Genomic DNA, 17,433 nt, shown 5'->3' with positions numbered 1-17,433 from the left:
ATGACTGAACTGCACGAAAGTGCGGGGACGGGACCCGGCGGCGCGCACTTCGCGGTCTTCACGGACCGTGCGGACGCGGCCGCCGTGGCCCGCTCCTTCGCCCGACCCGGAAGCCGGACCCTCGCGCATGCGTCCGGTCGGCCCTGGCTGGTCGGCCACTGGCACGACGACGAGGTCGTCGCGGCGCATGTCGGCGGCGCCTCCGTCGCAGTGGTCGGCTGCTGCCCGATCGACGCCCACGAACTGCGGCGCCGGGCCGCACGGTTGCGTGATCTCGCGGAGCTCGACGCACTGGCCCGCTCCCTTCCCGGCAGCTTCCATCTCGTCGGCGCCCTCGACGGACGGACCAGAGTGCAGGGCACCGCCTCCGGACTGCGGCTCGTCTTCCACGCGGAGGCCGACGGCATGCGGGTGGCCGCCACCCGGGCCGACACGCTCGCCACCGTCCTGGGCCTGGACCTCGACGTGGAGGAACTGGCCGTGAGGCTGCTGTGGCCGGCCCCGTATCCGCTGTTCGAGTCGTCGATGTGGCGCGGGATCACCGCCGTTCCTCCGCAGGACGCCGTGGTCGTCGACGCGGACGGGCGCAGCGTACGGCACACCCGGTGGTGGACGCCGCCGGAGCCGGTCCGGCCGCTCGCGGACGCGGTGCCGATGATCCGGAAGGCGTTGGAGGAGGCCGTCGACGCTCGTACCCGTCAGGGCGGCGTGGTGAGCTGCGACCTGTCCGGCGGCCTGGACTCGACCTCCGTCTGCTTCCTCGCCGACCGCTCCGCGGCACGCGTGGTGGCCGGCACATGGCCGGGGCGCGACCCGGCGGACACCGACCTGCAATGGGCCGAGCGGGCCATCGAGCACCTCCCCGACGTCGAGCACCTCGTCTGGGACCCCGATGACTCGCCACTGGTCTACGAGGACCTGCTCGGAGTCGACGACCTTCTCGACGAACCCACCATCGGCGTCATGGACCGCTCCCGGGTCCTGCACCACCTGCCCGGCCTCGCCGCACGCGGCAGCAGGATGCATCTGACCGGCATCGGCGGCGACCACGTGGCATGGTGCTCAGAGGCGTACTACCACCGGCTGCTGCGCACCCGCCCGCTGTTCGCCCTGCGGCAGCTGCGGGGGTTCCGGGCGCTGTGGCAGTGGCCGCTCGGCGGCACGGTCCGGGCTCTCGCCGACTCCCGTCCGTACGGGAAGTGGCTCGCCGACGCTGCCCGCCACCTGCGTGACCCCTCCCCCTCGTCCGTATCGACGAGTCTCGGCTGGGGCATGACGCCCCGCCTGTTCCACTGGATGACCCCGGAGACCGAACGGATGGCCCGCCGGGCGCTGCTCGATGCCGCGGCGACGGCCTCGCCGCTCCATCCGGACCGTGGACTGCACTCGGACATCGAGCAGATCCGCTCGGGCACCCGCATCATCCGGCAGTGGGACCGGATGGCGGCTCGCACCGGCCTGCCGATGGCCTCTCCCTTCCTCGACGACCGCGTCATCGAGGCGTTTCTCGCCGTACGCCCGAGTGAACGCGTCTCGCCCTGGCGGTACAAGCCCGTGCTGAGCGCGGCCATGCGCGGCATCGTGCCCGAGGAGTGCCTGCGGCGAAGCAACAAGGCCACGGCCTCCATGGACGCCGCCAACGGACTGCGCGAACACCGCGCCGACCTGCTGGCCCTGTGGGAGGACTCGCGGCTGGCGGAGCTGGGACTGGTGGACGGCGCCGAGCTCCGCCGCCTCGCCATGCGGCCCGCCTCCCATGGGCTCTCCGGGGCCATCCTCTACTCCACGATCGCCGCCGAGGTGTGGCTGCGGGGGCTTGCCCGCAACCACAACCGCGTCCCGACACCCTGACTCCACCCACCGCCTCGACACATCAGAAAGGCCCTCACATGCCCCTGCGGTTCGGCGACAACGTCTCCACGGCCGAGACCGACTACGGCACGGTACTGCTGGACGAACGAGCCGGTTTCTACTGGGAGTTGAATCCGACGGCCACTTTGGTGGTCCGGACACTGCTGGACGGGGGCGAGGCGGCGGACGCGGCCGCCGCCCTCGTGCGGGAGTTCGACATCGACCAGGCGCAGGCACTGCGGGACGTCGAAACGCTCGTGCGGGAGCTGCGCGACTCGGGGCTCGCCTCATGACCACGCCCAGCGCGCTGGAGCGCCCCGGCTCCGTCCCCCTGTCCCGGCGACTCGCCGCCCGCCTCGTCCTGCTGCCCGCCCTCGCCCTCGCCCTGCTCCCGCCCCGCCGCATCCGCACCGTACTCGGCGTTCTGCGGCGCGGTGCCGCGCCCGCCACCCCAGCGCAGGCGCAAGAGGCGCGCGACGCCATGTGCGCCGCCAGTCTGCAGTGCGCCGGCCCCAAGGGGTGCCTGCCGCGATCCCTGGGGGCGGCCCTGCTGTGCCGGCTGGACGGAACCTGGCCGACCTGGTGCACCGGTGTACGCGTGGTACCGCCTTTCACCGCGCATGCCTGGATCGAAGCGGAAGGCCGCCCCGTCGGTGAAGGTGCCCCGGAGGGCTACTTCGCCCGGCTGGTGACCGTCGGCCCGCTGCCCCCGTCGACGGACCGATGACCGGCGCGACCGTCCCGCTGGGCGGCCGAGCCGAGGCCACCGATGACGACAAGTCGGCCTGGACGGCGTTGGCCACCATGTACCGGCTCACCGCCGGGCACCGGGGCACGGTCACCGTCGCCACCGCGCTGACCCTCCTGGCCTCCGCGCTGGGGCTGGCCCAGCCACTGGTCGCCAGGAACGTCGTGGACGCGACCGGCCGCGGGCAGGTCGTCTGGTCGCTGCTGCTCCTCCTCGGGGTGCTGTTCCTCATGGAGGCGGCGGCGGGAGCCGTGGGGCGCTTCATCCTGGAGCGGATGGGGGAAGGAGTCGTACGGCAGCTGCGCCACGGGCTGGTGGGACGGCTGCTGCGGCTCGAGATGAGGGAGTACACGCGGCACCGCGGCGCCGACCTCATCTCGCGGGTGACGGCCGACACCGCCCTGCTCCGGGAGGTCGTGTCAGAGGCCCTGGTGGATCTGGTGACGGGAAGCATCGTCGCCGCCGGGGCGATCACCCTCATGGCGTGGCTGGACCCCCTGCTGCTGCTCCTGGTCGCCGCCACCGTGGCGGCGGCAGCCGCGGTCGTCGCGTCGCTGCTCAGTGGTATCAGGTGCGCCTCCGAACACATGCAGAACTCGGTCGGTGCCATCGCAGCCGACCTGGAACGTGCGCTGGTCTCCCTGCCGATGGTCCGTGTGCACCGGGCCGAGGAACGCGAGGCGGCCGGCATCGGCGCCCGTGTCGATGCCGCCTACGGGGCCGGGGTACGCACCGCGAAGCTCGCCTCCGTCATGAGCTCCGCCGTCGAACTCGCCGTCCAGGGCTCCTTCCTCATCGTCCTGGTCGTCGGCGGGCTGCGCGTGAGCGGCCACGCCGGCTCCCTGGGCGACCTCGTCGCCTTCCTGCTGTACGCCTCGTACCTGGTGCTGCCGCTGTCCTCCGTCTTCCGAGCCGTGGGACTCGTCCAACGCGGAATGGGTGCCTATCAGCGCATCGACGAGGCGCTCCACCTGACGGTCGAGGCCGCCGCACCCCGGATTCCGGGCGACCGCACATCCACGGCGCGGCCGACCGGGCCGCCCCTCGCCCGCGAGCACCCTGCCCTCACGCTGCACGACGTGCACTTCTCCTACGACCCGCGGCGGCCGGTCCTGCGCGGTGTCTCGTTCGCCGTGCCGCACCGGCGGTACGTGGCACTGGTGGGCCGGTCCGGAGCCGGCAAGAGCACGGTGTTCGCCCTGGTGGCGAGGTTCTACGAGCCGGATGCGGGCGCCGTGCTCTTCGACGGACGGCCTGCGGCCGAACTGACCCGTGAGGCATGCCGCCGCGGCATCGCCGTCGTCGGCCAGCACACACACGTCATGCACGGCACCCTGCACGACAACATCACCTACGCGGTGCCCGACGCGACGCAGGCGGAGATCCGGCGTGTCATCGAACTGACCGGACTTGAAGAGGTCGTGGCCCGGCTGCCCGGCGGCCTGTCCGCTGTGATCGGTGAACGTGGCAGCACCCTCTCCGGCGGCGAGTGCCAGCGCATCGCCCTCGCCCGCGCGTTGCTGGCCCGCCCCTCGTTGCTCCTGCTGGACGAGCCCACCTCCCACCTCGACGCCATCAACGAAGCGGCGATCACCACCGTCATGAAGAACATCGCCCAGGAGTGCGCTCTGCTGGTCATCGCCCACCGTATGTCCACCGTGCAGCACGCGGACCACATCGTCGTGCTGCAGGACGGCCGCACCGTCGCGGGCGGACGCCACGAGGAACTACTCGCGAGCAGTGCCCTCTACCGTGAGCTGGCCGCGAGCCAGATGCTCCGGCCGGGCGGGCAGCCGTACGCTCAGGGCGAAGTAGAAGCAGGTCGGTCTGCCTTCGCGGTACCGCCCGCCCGGTCGGACGGCGGCCAGACATAGGGAAGGTCGTCCGGAACGCCGGGGAACGCGTGCGCGTACGCCTGCGGGTCCTTGCGGACGAGCGCGGACTGGTGGCTGCGGTGGAAGGCCTCGTCACCGAGCCACGGCGGCAGTTCCCCGGCGGCGGCGAGGGCGGGTTGGTCACGGACGGGCGTGCCCGGGTGGCAGGCCGCGTATCCGGCGACCAAGGATGCGGCGCAACTGTCCTGGTGTCCCTGTTCCCGCCAGACCCGGCAGACCTCCAGTCCGTAACGGACCAGTGCCTCCTCGTATCCGCTCCACATTCGTACCGCCGGATGCATGCGCCAGCCGTACCCCGGGATGGTCAGGCCACGCAGGACCTGGAGCGCCTCGACCCGTTGTTTGCCCAGACGGCGGCGGTCGAGGAGCAGCGCAGAGCGCCGGAAGTCGGAATCGGGCAGGAACGTCTGCATGGACGCCCTCCTGTCGTGAGCGCGGGGGCCTCAGCTCACTTCTTGCGCAGGGCCGACGGCTTGTGAACCGCCGATTTACCGGACTTGGTGCTGCGAACCTCGTACTGCGGCTCGTCCTCCGAGGCGTCCACGGTCCGGCCGGCGGCCTCGGTCCGTCCGCTGATCTTTCGCTGTACCTTTCCCTCGGTGGTGGAGCCGTGGCTGGCCCAGGCCACTTCCTCGCCCTCGGCGAACTCCGCGTCCTGACGGTCGCGCCCCTTCTTCCCGGTCATGGTCATCACTTACCTTCCCGGATGCTCTCCGGACGGCTCAGCTCTCCGCGGTGGGAGGGCGGGCCGTGTGGTGGGGGTGGCGGGCGGTGCGGCGGTGCTCCTTCATCTCCGCCTCGTAAAGGTGGTCGCGGCCTTGGACGAGTTCGCCCACCGCGCCGCGCTCCAGCTCCTGGAACGGCCGGTAGTACGTGGCGTTGTAGGCCTCGACGATCTGGAACGTCCAGTGGCCGGGAATGACGTTGCGGCCGAGGATCTCGGTCTGGATCTTGTCGGCCCAGGCGTGATGCCCGGCTTCGCGCAGCAGCGTCACCGCCCGGTCCAGTTCCAGGTCTGCCGCGCCGGTCAGCTGGTGGAAGCTGTAGAGGTGACCGCGAGCCCGCTCGGTGGTCTCCAGGGCCTTCGACAATGATCCGAGGGCCTCGACGGTCGTGTCGTCGACGCCCTCGGGGCGCCGGTGCCGGTGGTCGGGTCCGTCCCGGTACTCGCTCATGCCGCTCCCTGGATTCCGTGGCCGCTCGTCCTGTCACTCTCACTTCCCCCTGCGCCGGACGTTCGGATGCGGCATCCCCTGAATGGAGGGCCGGCGTTCGCGTTACCCCCGCGTGCTGCCCGCGCGTGAAGGCGCGGCACGTACGCTCGTGCACATGGTTGAGCATCGAATGATCGACGTGAACGGCGTCCGGCTGCACATCGCCGAGCAGGGCGAGGGCCCCTTGGTGGTCCTCCTGCACGGCTTCCCCGAGTCGTGGCACTCGTGGCACCACCAGTTCGGGCCGCTGGCCGACGCCGGTTTCCGAGTCGTCGCCCCCGACCAGCGTGGGTACGGACGCAGCGACCATCCCGACGACGTCGACGCGTACACCATCCTCCACCTGGTCGGCGACGTAGTCGGTCTCGTCCACGCCCTCGGCGAGGAGAAGGCGTACGTCGTCGGCCACGACTGGGGTGCGCCGGTCGCCTGGCACACCGCCCTGCTGCGACCGGACATGGTGCTCGGGGTGGCCGGCCTCAGTGTGCCGCCCCCCTTCCGGGGGACGAGGCCTCCGCTGGCCGCCATGGAGGAGAGGTTCGGCGGCCGGTTCTACTGGAACTACTTCAACCGCCCCGGTGTGGCCGACGCGGAGTTCGGCAGGGACGTACGCACCACCCTCCGCAAGTTCTTCTACTCGGCTTCCGGCTCCGCTTCTCCCAGCGGTGAGATCAAGCAGCCGCTGGTCGAACCCGGGCGGGGCTGGCTCGAGGCCATGCCGGACCCCGAGGTCCTGCCGGAGTGGTTCACCGAGGAGGACCTCGACGCCCTCACCGAGAGCTTCTCCCGCGGCTTCACCGGCGCCCTCAACTGGTACCGCAACCTCGACCGCAACTGGGAGCTCACGGCACCCTGGCACGGCGCCGTCGTCACCCGTCCCGCGCTGTACATCTACGGCGACCGCGACCTCGTGCCCGCCTTCCCGGGCACACCCGAACTCATCGAGAAGCTTCCCGACCTGATGCCCAGCCTGTGGCGCAGGCCCCTCGAACTGGCGGGCTGCGGACACTGGACGCAGCAGGAACGCCCGGACGAGGTGAACGCGGCGCTCGTCGAATTCCTCACGGCCTGCGCCTGAGCCCGGCCGGCCGGCCGGACATCCCCGCCTGCGCGGCGCGGGGTCAGTCCACCGGGTCGAGGAAGGTCAGCACCGAGGCGTCCTCCTCGATCAGCGGGGTGAGAGCGGTGTTGAACGGGGCGCCGTACGGCGCCTGGAGGTGTGCCCGGAACGCGTCCTCGTCCCGGTAGACCTCGAAGATCCAGTAGGCGCGCGGGGCGGACGCCTTGGTGTAGACGTCGAAGGCGAGGTTGCCGTCCTCCTGGCGCACCTCGCGGGCGTAGTCCCGGATCAGGCGGGCGACTTCGTCCTCCGCGCCCTCGCGGGCGGTGAACTCGGCGAGCAGGCTCTTGGTCATCGTGGCGTTTCCTCAGGTTCCGGGGTGCGGTCGTCTCGTCGGTCGGCGACGGGGACCGCCGTGGTCCACGCCGGCCGGGGGTGGCGTCGCCGACTTGTGTCATCGTTGACATCGAGTGGCCTGATGATGGCCGGGGGCCTCCGGCGCGTCAACGGTTCCGGTGTGAATGATCCCTCCGGCCGGGATCGGCTGTCCGTCAGCGGCCGTCGGCGCTCACGAGCTGTTGCCGCCACGGCGGGTTGGGACCGGCGACCGAGCAGGTCAGGCCTGCGACGCGGGTGGCGAACCGGCAGGCTTCCGCGACGTCGTCGAGGGTGAGACCGACCAGCCGGCCGCCCAGGAGTCCCCGGCTGCCGAGCTGGTGCAGCAGCCCGGCGGTGAAGGAGTCCCCCGCGCCGACCGTGTCGACCACCCGCGTCGCCGTCGCGGGCACCTGCCGCCGTTCGCCGTCGAGCGAGATCAGCGCCCCCTCGGCGCCGCGCGTGATCACGACGAGCCGGGCCCCTGCCGCGTGCCAGGTGTCGCACGCCCGCTCCGGCGAGGTGCCCGGCAGCAGCTGCTCCAGGTCGTCCTCGCTCAACCGCAGGATGTCGGCGAGGCCGCACCACCGCGCGAGCCGGGCGCGGTACACCTCGGGACGGACCAGCAACGGGCGGACGTTGGGATCGATGCTGATGGTGGCCCGGGCAGCGGCGGCGGCCAGGAACTCCTCCACCACCGCCCCGCCGGGCTCACGGACCAGCGCCAGCGACCCGGTGTGCACACAGGCGGTCCCGGACAGGTCGACCCCGGACAGCTCCGCCGGCGTCCACTGCCAGTCGGCCGTGTTCTGCGCGTGGAAGGAGAACGCGGCCTGTCCCCGGGCGTCCAGTTCCGCCACGGCGAGCGTGCTGGGCTCGCCGGCCGCGACGGCGCACGACAGATCCACGCCGGAAGCCTCCAGATGCGCACGGAACAGGCGCCCGAACACGTCCTCGGACAGCCGCGCCAGGAAGCGCGCCGGTGTGCCCAGCCGGGCCAGGGCGACGGCGGTGTTCGCGGGTCCGCCGCCGGGCAGCACACGCAGAGCGAGTTCGTTCGGGGCGCTCGCGGGTTCGGCGAAGGCGTCCGCGACGCACTCCCCCAGGACGGTGATCCGACACGAGCTCATGGGCTGCCCTTCTTTCCGGACAATACGGTCGAACAGGGGCGTATCTCTACGCGAGGCCTCTGATCGTTCGCGGGCCGACAGCGGATCGGACGTTGCCAATTTGTGACGGGTGAAAGGCATTGACGTTGCCGCGAACCGGAGTCCATCATCCTCGGCAAGCAGTGTCAACGATGACATAAGTCAACGATGACACCCCGGGGCGGCATGCTCTGATCCCGGTCCCGCGCCGCTCGCTATCCCGCAGGAGTCGTTCATGTCTCGCACCACTCGTCTGTCCTCCTCCCTCCTCAGAACCGCCGCGGTCACGGGCGTAGCCGCCCTCACCCTGACGGCCTGCGGCTCCGGGTCCGGGTCCAGTTCCGCGAGCTCCGGCTCGGGCGAGGTCAAGGTCGGTCTGATCACCAAGACCGAGACCAACCCGTTCTTCGTGAAGATGAAGGAGGGCGCGGAGAAGGCCGCCAAGCAGAACGGCGCCCAACTCGTCACCGCCGCAGGCAAGTTCGACGGGGACAACGCAGGACAGGTCACCGCCATCGAGAACATGGTCGCCTCCGGCGTGAAGGGCATCCTGATCACGCCGAGCGACTCCAAGGCGATCGTGCCCGCGATCGCGAAGGCCCGCGCCAAGGGGGTCCTGGTCATCGCCCTGGACACCCCGACCGAGCCGCAGAGCGCTGTCGACGCCCTCTTCGCCACCAACAACCTCCACGCCGGCGAGCTGATCGGCGAGTACGCCAAGGCCGCCATGAAGGGCAAGTCGGCCAAGATAGCCGCCCTCGACCTCGCGCCGGGCGTCTCCGTCGGCGTCCAGCGGCACAACGGCTTCCTGAAGGGCTTCGGCGCCACCGACAAGGACGTCGTCTGCGCCCAGGACACGGGCGGCGACCAGGCCAAGGGCCAGACCGCGATGGAGAACTGCCTGCAGAAGGAACCCGGCATCAACCTCGTCTACACCATCAACGAACCGGCCGCGCTGGGCGCGTACACCGCTCTGAAGGCCAAGGGCCGGGAGAAGGACGTCCTGATCGTCTCCGTCGACGGCGGCTGCACCGGCACCCAGGCCGTCAAGGACGGCAAGATCGCCGCCACCTCCCAGCAGTACCCGCTGAAGATGGCCGCCGAGGGCGTCAAGGCCGTCGTGACGTACGCCAAGAACGGCAAGAAGGCGTCCGGTTACACCGACACCGGCGTCAACCTGATCACCGACAAGGCACAGCCGGGAGTCACGTCGAAGGACACCGCGTTCGGCCTGGAGAACTGCTGGGGCTGACCCGCCCCTGACGGACCGTACGACACCGCCGCCTCTCCAGCGGGGCGGCCGGCCCCACGAACACCCCCGGGACGGCCGCCCCCCTTGTCCTGGCGACAAGGACATCTGTCTTCCGACAAGGACTTCGCATGACAGCCACGACCACGCCGTACGCGGAGCTCAAGGCACCGACCACGGCCCGCAGACTGCTCACGGCACCGACCACCGGACCCCTGGCCGCGCTCCTCCTGGCCTGCGTCTTCTTCTCCGTCTCGACCGACCAGTTCCTCACCGGCGGGAACTTCTCCCTGATCGTGCAGCAGGTCATGGTCGTCGGCACCCTCGCCATCGGACAGACCCTGATCATCCTCACCGCGGGCATCGACCTGTCGTGCGGGGCCGTGATGGCGTTCGGCAGCATCATGATCGCCAAGATGGCGGCCGAGGGCACCCTGCCACCGCTGCTCGCCATCGCCCTGGGCATCGCCGTCTGCGCCGGCTTCGGCCTGCTCAACGGACTGCTGGTGCAGAAGATCCCGCTGCCGCCGTTCATCGTCACCCTCGGCATGCTCAACGTGGCGTTCGCGCTGACGCACATCTACTCCGAGGAGCAGACCGTCACCAACCTGCCCGGCCCGCTCACGGCTCTCGGGCAGACCTTCCCGCTCGGCCACACCGACATCACCTACGGCTCCCTGGTCACCATCGCCCTGTTCCTGCTGCTCGCCTACGCGCTGAGCAGCACCGGCTGGGGCCGGCACGTGTACGCCCTCGGCAACAGCCAGGAAGCGGCCCGGCTGAACGGTATCCGCACCTCCCGGCTGACCATCGGCATCTACACCACGGCCGGCCTGCTGTACGGCATCGCCGCCCTGCTGCTCATCTCCCGCACCGGAGTGGGCGACCCGCAGGCCGGGCAGACCGACAACCTCGACAGCATCACCGCCGTGGTCCTCGGCGGCACCAGCCTCTTCGGCGGCCGCGGCTCGGTCCTCGGCACCTTCATCGGCGTCCTGATCGTCGGTGTGTTCCGCAACGGACTTCAGCTGATGGGCGTCGCCTCCATCTACCAGACCCTGATCACAGGCGTTCTGGTGATTCTCGCGGTGACCGTCGACCAGATCTCCCGGAAGAAGGCCCGATGACCGCCACCGGCACCCCCACCCCTGTTCTGCAGGCCCGCGGCCTGGTCAAGCGGTACGGTCACGTCACCGCCATCGACGGCGCCGACTTCGACCTGCTGCCCGGCGAGGTCCTCGCCGTCATCGGCGACAACGGAGCCGGCAAGACGAGCCTGATCAAGGCGCTCACCGGTGCGGTGGTCCCCGACGAGGGCGAGATACGGCTCAACGGCGAGCCCATCCAGTTCAACGGTCCGCAGAGCGCCCGCGCCCACGGCATCGAGACGGTGTACCAGGACCTGGCCGTGGCCGCTTCCATGGACATCGCCTCGAACGTGTTCCTCGGCCGCGAACTGCGCCGGCCCGGCATCCTCGGCAGCGCCTTCCGCATGCTCGACAAGAAGCGGATGCGGCAGGAGGCCGCCGAACACATGGCGGACCTGAAGATCGGCCTGCGTTCGCTGACGCAGCCGGTCGAGACCCTCTCCGGCGGACAGCGGCAGGCCGTCGCGGTCGCCCGCGCCGTCGCCTGGGCCCGCTCCGTCGTCGTCATGGACGAACCCACCGCCGCCCTCGGCGTGAAGGAGTCCGGCCAGGTCCTCGACCTGATCCGCCGCGTCCGGGACAAGGGGATGCCGGTGGTGCTGATCAGCCACAACATGCCTCATGTCTTCGAGATCGCGGACCGGATCCACGTCCACCGGCTGGGCCGGCGCGCCGCCCTCATCAAGCCCTCGGACTACTCGATGGCCGAGGTCGTCGCCATCATGACCGGCGCGCTCAGCGTCGACGAGGCCGGAGATACTGTCGTAGCTGACTCGGCGGCAGCGAAGGCCGCCGGAGTCCAGGCCACCTGACAACACGACCCAGCTCCCGTTGTTTCCGGCCGAGGCCGCGGCCGGAACCGAGAGCTCACAGGAGACGGTTTCCTCCATGGCAGCGAACCGCCGCCCCACCCTGGCCGATGTCGCCCAGGAGGTGGGCGTCAGCGCCAAGACGGTCTCCCGCGTCCTCAACGAGGACGGCCCCGTCTCGGCACAGACCAGGGAACAGGTGCTCGCCGCAGTGGCGAAGCTCGGCTTCCAGCCGAACCTCATGGCACGCAACATCCGCGTCGGCGGTCCGGACACCACCATCGGACTGGTCATCCCCGACCTCGCCAACCCCTTCTTCGGAGCCGTGGCCCGCGCCATCGAGGACACCGTCCGCGAACGCGGACTGACCCTGCTCATGGGCTCCTCCGCCGACGATCCCCTTCGCGAACGGGCCCTGACGGACAAGTTCCTCGCCCGTCGCGTCAGCATCCTGATGGTCGTGCCGTCCGTCGGCGCCGACCACGCGCACCTCAAGTCCCACCGCACGGCGGGGCTGCCGGTGGTCTTCCTCGACCGCCCGGGAGTCGGACTGTCCACGGACAGCATCGTCAGTTCCAACCGTGCGGGCGCCCATACCGGCGTCGCCCACCTGATCGCCCACGGGCACCGGCGCATCGGCTTCGTCGGCGACCTGCCCGTGAAGCTCTACACCCGCCGCGAACGCCTGGCCGGCTACCGCTCGGCCCTGCAGGAAGCCGACATCCCCTACGACCGTTCACTCGTCATCAGCGCCCACGACCAACAGGGGGCCGAGCGCGCCACCGCCCAACTCCTCGGACTGGCCGATCCCCCCACCGCCCTGTTCGCCGGCAACAACATCATGGCGCTGGGCATCGTCGCCGAACTCGCCCGCAGCAAGCGCAAGGACATCGCCGTCGTCGCCTTCGACGACGTGGCGCTCGCCGAGGCACTCGAACCGGCCCTGACCGTCGTCGCCCAGGACCCCGAGGAGATCGGCAGAACGGCGGCGGCCACCGCCCTGACCCGGCTCGACGGCGACCACTCCCGCGCCCGCACCATCACCGTACCCACCCGGCTGATGGTCCGCGGCTCCGGCGAACAGCCTTCCCCCGCCCTCCAACAGACCTGACGCCACGTCAGGAGCTGCCCGCCCGCGGTGACGGCCCGGTCGGCCATCGGGGCGGCCGAGGGGCACAACGCCATCCCTGCCGCCTACTTGGCGGCGGCGAGCGCACCGGCCCCCCACCGGATCCGCGAGGCGCACACGGAGACGAGCAGGGCCGAGGCGGCGACCGCGGCCATGCCCAGGGTGAGGCCGCCGCTGCCCGCGATGAGGCCGATCAGGGCCGGCCCGGCCAGCAGGCCGGTGGTGCCCATCGCGGCGACCAGGGCGAGCGCGTCCGGTCCGCTCGCGGCCGCGGCCACGTACACGCAGGGGGTGATCGCCGCCGCTCCCAGTCCGACGCAGGCGAATCCGGCCAGTGTGGGCAGTACGCCGCCGGCCGTCAGGGCGAGGGCCAGGCCGAGTCCGGCGACGGCGCCGCCGGCCCGGACGACGTGTCCGTCGCCCCAGCGGCTGCGCCAGCGGTCGGCGCGCACGCGCGCCAGCAGCATCATCACCGACACGATGGCGATGCCCAGCGGGGCGACGGTCGCCGATGCCCTGACGACGTTCTTGAGGTAGAGCGCCGACCAGTCGTTCATGGCGCCCTCCGTGAGGGTGCCGAACGCCATGGCGCAGCCCAGCCACAGTGTCGTCCGGGACGGGAGGGTGAGTGCGGTACGCCGTCTTCGCGGCTGGTCCCGCTCCGCCCGCGGTGAGCCGGCGGCAGCCTCGCCGGTGGCCCGGTCCCCGTCCGTCAACAGGCGTGGTCGCGCCCAGGCGAGCAGTGTGGACAGCAGGACGGCGGCCACCGCGAAGTGCGCCGTGACGGCCGGTGTCAGTGTGCTGACGCCGGAGGCCAGAAGTGCGGCGCCCAGCAGTCCGGCGCTGAACGTCGCGTGCAGCCGGGACATGGCCGTGCGCCCGTACTTGTTCTCCAGGGCGGCGCCCTGCGCGTTCATGGCGACGTTGAGGCAGCCGACGGCCACGCCGTCGCAGCAGACGACCAGCAGCGCCGACGGGTAGTCCGGCACCACGGACAGGGCCAGGAGCAGCACGGCCAGGCACACGGCGGAGACGAGCGCCAGACGCCGTGAGCCCAGTCGCCGGGTCGCCGCGCCCGGGGTGATGGCTTCCGGGACGACGACGTAGCCGTACGTCTGCCAGAAGGCGAGGTCGGCCTCCGAGAGCACGCGGGGCGGGAGGGATTTCCGGATGTCTCTGAGGGGGGTCGGGGCGAGGTAGGTCTCGGCGTCCGCGCTGAAGTAGGGGCGGTCGGATGCCGCTCGGAAGAGGTGGGAGTGGTGGTGGGGCGTCGGCATGCGGCGACTTTCGGGTTGATCGAGCTGACGTGCCCTCACCTTGGACCGGACCAGTTGCCGTTTCAACGGATCATGGCCGAAACTGCCGCCAAATGCCGGTCAGATGCCGGTCGTCGAACAAGGACAAGCGCCGACGGGCATGCTTCCCGTCGGCGCTTGTGGCACCGTGCCGTCAGCCGGCGACGACACGCTCCGCCGCCGCCACCGCGCAGACACGGGCCGCGCCGTGCGTGGCGAGGTGCAGGGCGCCGCGCGGCGGTGCCTGTGGTACGCCCATCTCGACCACGACCGTGTCCGGGCGGGCGGCGAGGAGGGCGTCCAGGGCGGTGCGCATCCAGTCGTGCCGGTGTTCGTCACGGACGACGGCGACGATGCGGCGGCCGTCCGCGGCCGCGAGTGCGGCGCCCCCGGCGTCGGCACCGGTGAAGAAGCCGGTCGCGGTGCCGGGGAGCAGGCGTTCCAGCTCGGCGCCGACGCCCCAGGGGGTCTCGTCCCCGACGGCGATGTTGGCGGCCGGGTTGAAGGTGGCGACGTACACCGGCCCGGTGACCGGTGCGGCGTCGCCCGTGCGGGTCACGGACAGCGCGCGTCGCGCGGCGACCAGGCCGATCTCCGGGGCGGGTTCGGCCACGGCCTGCGGGTCGCGTCGCGCTTCGGCGGTCCAGCGCGCCAGCCGCCGCACCCGGTCGGCGGCGTCCGCCAGCCGTTCCTCGGGCAGTTCGCCGGAGCGTACGGCCGCGACGAGCGAGTCCCGCAGCCCCAGCACGGTGCCCTCGTCGCACAGCCCGCCACCGACACAGATGGCGTCGGCGCCCGCGGCGATCGCCAGGACGACGCCGTGCTCCAGACCGTACGTCCCCGAGATGGCACGCATCTCCATGCCGTCGGTGACGATCAGCCCGTCGTAGCCGAGTTCGCCGCGCAGCACCTCGGTGAGGACGCGGCGCGAGAGGGTCCCGGGGTACTGCGGGTCCAGCGCGGGGACCAGGATGTGGGCGCTCATGACGGCGCGGGTCCCGGCCGCCATGGCCGCGCGGAACGGCGCCAGTTCACGTGCGTACAGCGTGTCCGCGTCGACGTCGATGTGCGGGACCGCGTGGTGGGAGTCGACGTTGGTGTCGCCGTGACCGGGGAAGTGCTTGGTGCACGCGGCGACGCCGGTGGACTGCAGGCCCTGGACGTAGGCGGCGGTGTGCCGGGCGACGAGGTCGGTGCCCGCGCCGAAGGAGCGTACGCCGATGACCGGGTTGTCGGGGTTGGCGTTGACGTCGGCGGACGGTGCCCAGTTGAGGTTGACGCCGCATGCGGCGAGCCGGCGGCCCAGTTCACGGGCGACGCTCCGGGTGAGCTCCGGGTCGTCGACGGCGCCGAGGGCGTGGTTGCCGGGGAAGGAGGAACCGGTGCGGACCTCGAGGCGGGTGACGTCGCCGCTCTCCTCGTCGATGGCCACCAGCAGGTCGTCCCGCTCGGCCCGCAACCGGGCGGTGAGGTCGGTGACTTGTTCCTCACTGGCGACGTTGCGGCCGAACAGGGCGACGGCGGCCAGACCTTCGCCGAGCCGGCGGAGCACCCAGTCGGGTGCGGTGGTGCCGGCGAAGCCCGGCTGCAGCACGGCGAGCGCGTCGCGGGTCAGGGCGTCACCCGCGGCGGGGCCGTTGTCGGACGCGGTGGTGGCGCGTGTGGTGGTCATCGGGGTGTCATCCCTTCACGGCGCCGTCGGTCAGGCCGCTGACGGCCCTGCGCTGCAGGAAGATGAAGAGGATCAGGATGGGCAGCGCGAACAGGGAGGAGGCGGCCATCGTGGCGCCCCAGTCGTCGCCGAAGGCGGTCTGGAACTGGGACAGCCACAGGGGAAGGGTCTGCTTCTCGATGTCCTTGTTGAGGATCAGGACCAGCGGGAACTCGTTCCAGGCGGTGATGAAGCCGAACAGCGAGGTCGCCATCAGGCCGGGCGCCAGCAGCGGGAAGATCACCCTGCGGAAGGCCTGCGGACGGGTGCAGCCGTCGACCATCGCCGACTCCTCCAGTTCCTTCGGCACGGCGGCCACATAGCCGCGCAGCGTCAGGATGGTCAGTGGCAGCACCATGACCGTGTAGAAGACGGTGAGCGGGACCAGGCTGTCGAGCATGTCGTTGTCGCGGACCAGCATGTAGATGGCGATGATCATGACCTCCCAGGGCGCCATCTGCGCCAGCATGAAGGTCACGATGAGGCCGCGCCGGCCCTTGAACCGCATTCGGGCCAGGGCGAAGGCGGCGAACAGGGCGATGACCAGGGACAGCAGCACCGAGCCGACCGTGACGGTGACGGAGTTGGCGACCAGGGTCCAGAAGTGGTCGGCGTCCACGGCCTTGCCGAAGTGACCGAGGGTGACGTGCGTCGGGAACCACACGGGGTTCTCGGAGATGATGTCGCCGGTGGGCTTGAACGCCGTGGCGAACATCCAGTAGACGGGGAACACGAAGCCGACGAAGAGGATGACGGCGGTGGCGTTGGGCCAGAAACGGCCGAATGCGGAGCGCTTCACAGCTCGTCCTCCTCTTGTTTGAGCACCATGCGCAGGTAGTACGAGGTGATGACGAGCAGCACCAGGATGGTCAGGAAGGAGATCGCCGCCCCGACGCCGAAGTGCTGGTTGCCCACGCCCTCGACGAAGGCGTAGACGGGCAGGGTCTCGGTGCGGCGGTCGGGGCCGCCCTCGTTGATCGCGAAGATCTGCGGGAACGCCTTGAACACCCAGATGACCTCGAGGAAGGTCGTGGCGTACAGGAACGGCCTGAGGAACGGGAAGGTCACCGAGGTGAAGCTCTTCCACGCGCCGGCGCCGTCCAGCGAGGCGGCCTCGTACAGCTCCCTGGGGATCGTGGTGGTGGCGGCGTACAGATTGATCGCCACGAACGGGATCGACCCCCAGACGATCAGCAGGGTGATCACGGAGAAGGTGGAGAACTGGGAGCCGAACCAGTTGTAGTCGGCCATGGAGTGCCAACCGAGTTTGTCCAGAACCCAGTTGACGACGCCGAAGCGTTGGGCGAACAGCCACTGGTAGACCGTGGTGGCCGCGATGACGGGCATGGCCCAGGCGAGGACGAGCCCCAGCATGAGCAGCAGTCGCATCTTCTTGCCGAGGCGGGCCAGCAGCAGCCCGATCAGTGTGCCGAACACCATGATCAGAACGACGTTGGCCGCGGTGAAGATCACCGAACGCTCGACGACGTGCCAGAAGTCCGAACCGGTCAGGACCTCTTTGTAGTTCTCGACGCCGTTCCACTCGGTGAGGTGCTGGATGAGCTGGCGCGGGTTGAGGTTCTGGAACGACAGCATGCCGTTCTTCACCAGGGGCCAGCCGAGCAGGACCAGTGTGGCCAGCAACGCGGGCAGCAGGAGCAGGTAGGGCGTGACGGCGCCGCGGCGGCCGGACGGGGGCCCGGAGGGCCGGTTCTCACCTGTCGGCGGCGCCGGCATCCGGGTCTTGCGGACAGCGGGCTCCCCGGCCGTGTCCGTGCTTTCGGTCTGCACTGACATGAGT

General features: G+C 70.8%; 18 protein-coding genes. 9 read left to right on the top strand and 9 right to left on the bottom strand.

Going from position 1 to position 17,433, the window contains the following annotated elements:
• The 4 genes from ACFY0F_RS07285 to ACFY0F_RS07270 are packed head-to-tail and all read left to right on the top strand — an operon-like array spanning position 1 to position 4,473.
• Positions 1-1,851: a lasso peptide isopeptide bond-forming cyclase gene (locus ACFY0F_RS07285; RefSeq protein ID WP_388790238.1), complete on the top strand. Its 1,851-nt coding sequence runs from the start codon at positions 1-3 to the stop codon at positions 1,849-1,851.
• A gap of 38 nt (positions 1,852-1,889) precedes the next feature.
• The gene (locus tag ACFY0F_RS07280; protein WP_388790235.1) at positions 1,890-2,144 is read left to right on the top strand and encodes a lasso peptide biosynthesis PqqD family chaperone; all 255 of its coding nucleotides are present in this window, start codon (positions 1,890-1,892) and stop codon (positions 2,142-2,144) included.
• Positions 2,141-2,578 carry a lasso peptide biosynthesis B2 protein gene (locus tag ACFY0F_RS07275; protein WP_388790232.1) on the top strand — a complete coding sequence of 146 codons (438 nt, stop codon included), beginning with the start codon at positions 2,141-2,143 and terminating at the stop codon, positions 2,576-2,578. The genes ACFY0F_RS07280 and ACFY0F_RS07275 overlap by 4 nt, the downstream gene beginning before the upstream one ends.
• Positions 2,575-4,473 carry an ABC transporter ATP-binding protein gene (locus ACFY0F_RS07270; RefSeq protein WP_388790230.1) on the top strand — a complete coding sequence of 633 codons (1,899 nt, stop codon included), beginning with the start codon at positions 2,575-2,577 and terminating at the stop codon, positions 4,471-4,473. The genes ACFY0F_RS07275 and ACFY0F_RS07270 overlap by 4 nt, the downstream gene beginning before the upstream one ends.
• On the opposite strand, the gene ACFY0F_RS07265 is transcribed toward ACFY0F_RS07270, so the two are convergent.
• From ACFY0F_RS07265 to ACFY0F_RS07255, 3 genes are read right to left on the bottom strand one after another with little or no spacing between them, the layout of a single operon-like run.
• Positions 4,401-4,907, bottom strand: a complete 507-nt coding sequence (locus ACFY0F_RS07265; protein WP_388790227.1) for an MSMEG_6728 family protein — start codon at positions 4,905-4,907, stop codon at positions 4,401-4,403. The two genes, ACFY0F_RS07270 and ACFY0F_RS07265, sit on opposite strands and share 73 nt — an antisense overlap.
• A 35-nt stretch (positions 4,908-4,942) precedes the next feature.
• Positions 4,943-5,179: a DUF2945 domain-containing protein gene (locus tag ACFY0F_RS07260; RefSeq protein WP_388790225.1), complete on the bottom strand. Its 237-nt coding sequence runs from the start codon at positions 5,177-5,179 to the stop codon at positions 4,943-4,945.
• A gap of 37 nt (positions 5,180-5,216) precedes the next feature.
• Positions 5,217-5,669, bottom strand: coding sequence for a hypothetical protein (locus ACFY0F_RS07255; protein ID WP_388790222.1), 453 nt, complete (start codon positions 5,667-5,669; stop codon positions 5,217-5,219).
• Between the two features lie 169 nt (positions 5,670-5,838).
• Here ACFY0F_RS07255 and ACFY0F_RS07250 point away from each other — a divergent pair, with 169 nt between their 5' ends.
• Positions 5,839-6,786: an alpha/beta fold hydrolase gene (locus ACFY0F_RS07250; protein WP_388791311.1), complete on the top strand. Its 948-nt coding sequence runs from the start codon at positions 5,839-5,841 to the stop codon at positions 6,784-6,786.
• A gap of 43 nt (positions 6,787-6,829) precedes the next feature.
• Here the strand turns inward: ACFY0F_RS07250 and ACFY0F_RS07245 are convergent, their stop codons facing one another.
• On the bottom strand, positions 6,830-7,123 hold the full coding sequence (locus ACFY0F_RS07245; RefSeq protein WP_388790219.1) for a putative quinol monooxygenase: 294 nt from the start codon (positions 7,121-7,123) through the stop codon (positions 6,830-6,832).
• A gap of 196 nt (positions 7,124-7,319) precedes the next feature.
• Positions 7,320-8,273, bottom strand: a complete 954-nt coding sequence (locus ACFY0F_RS07240) for a carbohydrate kinase (protein WP_388790217.1) — start codon at positions 8,271-8,273, stop codon at positions 7,320-7,322.
• Between the two features lie 253 nt (positions 8,274-8,526).
• Between ACFY0F_RS07240 and ACFY0F_RS07235 the strand changes: the two genes are divergently transcribed.
• The 4 genes from ACFY0F_RS07235 to ACFY0F_RS07220 all read left to right on the top strand — a co-directional run bounded on the left by ACFY0F_RS07235 (position 8,527) and on the right by ACFY0F_RS07220 (position 12,608).
• Positions 8,527-9,543: a sugar ABC transporter substrate-binding protein gene (locus ACFY0F_RS07235; RefSeq protein ID WP_388790214.1), complete on the top strand. Its 1,017-nt coding sequence runs from the start codon at positions 8,527-8,529 to the stop codon at positions 9,541-9,543.
• Positions 9,544-9,671: 128 nt separating this feature from the next.
• The gene (locus ACFY0F_RS07230; protein WP_388790212.1) at positions 9,672-10,667 is read left to right on the top strand and encodes an ABC transporter permease; all 996 of its coding nucleotides are present in this window, start codon (positions 9,672-9,674) and stop codon (positions 10,665-10,667) included.
• Positions 10,664-11,500, top strand: coding sequence for an ATP-binding cassette domain-containing protein (locus ACFY0F_RS07225; RefSeq protein WP_388790209.1), 837 nt, complete (start codon positions 10,664-10,666; stop codon positions 11,498-11,500). Before ACFY0F_RS07230 ends, ACFY0F_RS07225 begins: the two co-directional genes overlap by 4 nt.
• 76 nt (positions 11,501-11,576) lie before the next feature.
• On the top strand, positions 11,577-12,608 hold the full coding sequence (locus tag ACFY0F_RS07220) for a LacI family DNA-binding transcriptional regulator (RefSeq protein ID WP_388790207.1): 1,032 nt from the start codon (positions 11,577-11,579) through the stop codon (positions 12,606-12,608).
• Positions 12,609-12,691: 83 nt separating this feature from the next.
• Here the strand turns inward: ACFY0F_RS07220 and ACFY0F_RS07215 are convergent, their stop codons facing one another.
• The 4 genes from ACFY0F_RS07215 to ACFY0F_RS07200 all read right to left on the bottom strand — a co-directional run bounded on the left by ACFY0F_RS07215 (position 12,692) and on the right by ACFY0F_RS07200 (position 17,429).
• Positions 12,692-13,903: an MFS transporter gene (locus ACFY0F_RS07215; RefSeq protein ID WP_388790204.1), complete on the bottom strand. Its 1,212-nt coding sequence runs from the start codon at positions 13,901-13,903 to the stop codon at positions 12,692-12,694.
• Between the two features lie 172 nt (positions 13,904-14,075).
• Positions 14,076-15,593: a glycoside hydrolase family 3 protein gene (locus ACFY0F_RS07210; protein WP_388790201.1), complete on the bottom strand. Its 1,518-nt coding sequence runs from the start codon at positions 15,591-15,593 to the stop codon at positions 14,076-14,078.
• 7 nt (positions 15,594-15,600) lie between these two features.
• Positions 15,601-16,431 (bottom strand): carbohydrate ABC transporter permease, encoded by an 831-nt coding sequence (locus ACFY0F_RS07205; RefSeq protein WP_388790199.1) that lies wholly within the window; start codon positions 16,429-16,431, stop codon positions 15,601-15,603.
• Positions 16,428-17,429 (bottom strand): carbohydrate ABC transporter permease, encoded by a 1,002-nt coding sequence (locus ACFY0F_RS07200; protein ID WP_388790196.1) that lies wholly within the window; start codon positions 17,427-17,429, stop codon positions 16,428-16,430. Before ACFY0F_RS07200 ends, ACFY0F_RS07205 begins: the two co-directional genes overlap by 4 nt.
• Positions 17,430-17,433: the final 4 nt, after the last annotated feature.

Origin of the sequence: Streptomyces sp. NPDC001544, from assembly GCF_042894285.1 — a bacterium.
Taxonomy (GTDB): Bacteria; Actinomycetota; Actinomycetes; order Streptomycetales; family Streptomycetaceae; genus Streptomyces.
Note: the sequence above shows the minus strand (reverse complement) of the source record. Positions and strands in the feature narration are given on the sequence as shown.

Coding starts and splice junctions, on each gene's coding strand:
- ACFY0F_RS07230 (WP_388790212.1), top strand. CDS start 9,672: ATGACAGCCACGACCACGCCGTACGCGGAGCTCAAGGCACCGACCACG.
- ACFY0F_RS07235 (WP_388790214.1), top strand. CDS start 8,527: ATGTCTCGCACCACTCGTCTGTCCTCCTCCCTCCTCAGAACCGCCGCG.
- ACFY0F_RS07275 (WP_388790232.1), top strand. CDS start 2,141: ATGACCACGCCCAGCGCGCTGGAGCGCCCCGGCTCCGTCCCCCTGTCC.
- ACFY0F_RS07215 (WP_388790204.1), bottom strand. CDS start 13,903: ATGCCGACGCCCCACCACCACTCCCACCTCTTCCGAGCGGCATCCGAC.
- ACFY0F_RS07225 (WP_388790209.1), top strand. CDS start 10,664: ATGACCGCCACCGGCACCCCCACCCCTGTTCTGCAGGCCCGCGGCCTG.
- ACFY0F_RS07265 (WP_388790227.1), bottom strand. CDS start 4,907: ATGCAGACGTTCCTGCCCGATTCCGACTTCCGGCGCTCTGCGCTGCTC.
- ACFY0F_RS07245 (WP_388790219.1), bottom strand. CDS start 7,123: ATGACCAAGAGCCTGCTCGCCGAGTTCACCGCCCGCGAGGGCGCGGAG.
- ACFY0F_RS07240 (WP_388790217.1), bottom strand. CDS start 8,273: ATGAGCTCGTGTCGGATCACCGTCCTGGGGGAGTGCGTCGCGGACGCC.
- ACFY0F_RS07210 (WP_388790201.1), bottom strand. CDS start 15,593: ATGACCACCACACGCGCCACCACCGCGTCCGACAACGGCCCCGCCGCG.
- ACFY0F_RS07250 (WP_388791311.1), top strand. CDS start 5,839: ATGATCGACGTGAACGGCGTCCGGCTGCACATCGCCGAGCAGGGCGAG.
- ACFY0F_RS07255 (WP_388790222.1), bottom strand. CDS start 5,669: ATGAGCGAGTACCGGGACGGACCCGACCACCGGCACCGGCGCCCCGAG.
- ACFY0F_RS07200 (WP_388790196.1), bottom strand. CDS start 17,429: ATGTCAGTGCAGACCGAAAGCACGGACACGGCCGGGGAGCCCGCTGTC.
- ACFY0F_RS07260 (WP_388790225.1), bottom strand. CDS start 5,179: ATGACCGGGAAGAAGGGGCGCGACCGTCAGGACGCGGAGTTCGCCGAG.
- ACFY0F_RS07280 (WP_388790235.1), top strand. CDS start 1,890: ATGCCCCTGCGGTTCGGCGACAACGTCTCCACGGCCGAGACCGACTAC.
- ACFY0F_RS07285 (WP_388790238.1), top strand. CDS start 1: ATGACTGAACTGCACGAAAGTGCGGGGACGGGACCCGGCGGCGCGCAC.
- ACFY0F_RS07220 (WP_388790207.1), top strand. CDS start 11,577: ATGGCAGCGAACCGCCGCCCCACCCTGGCCGATGTCGCCCAGGAGGTG.
- ACFY0F_RS07270 (WP_388790230.1), top strand. CDS start 2,575: ATGACCGGCGCGACCGTCCCGCTGGGCGGCCGAGCCGAGGCCACCGAT.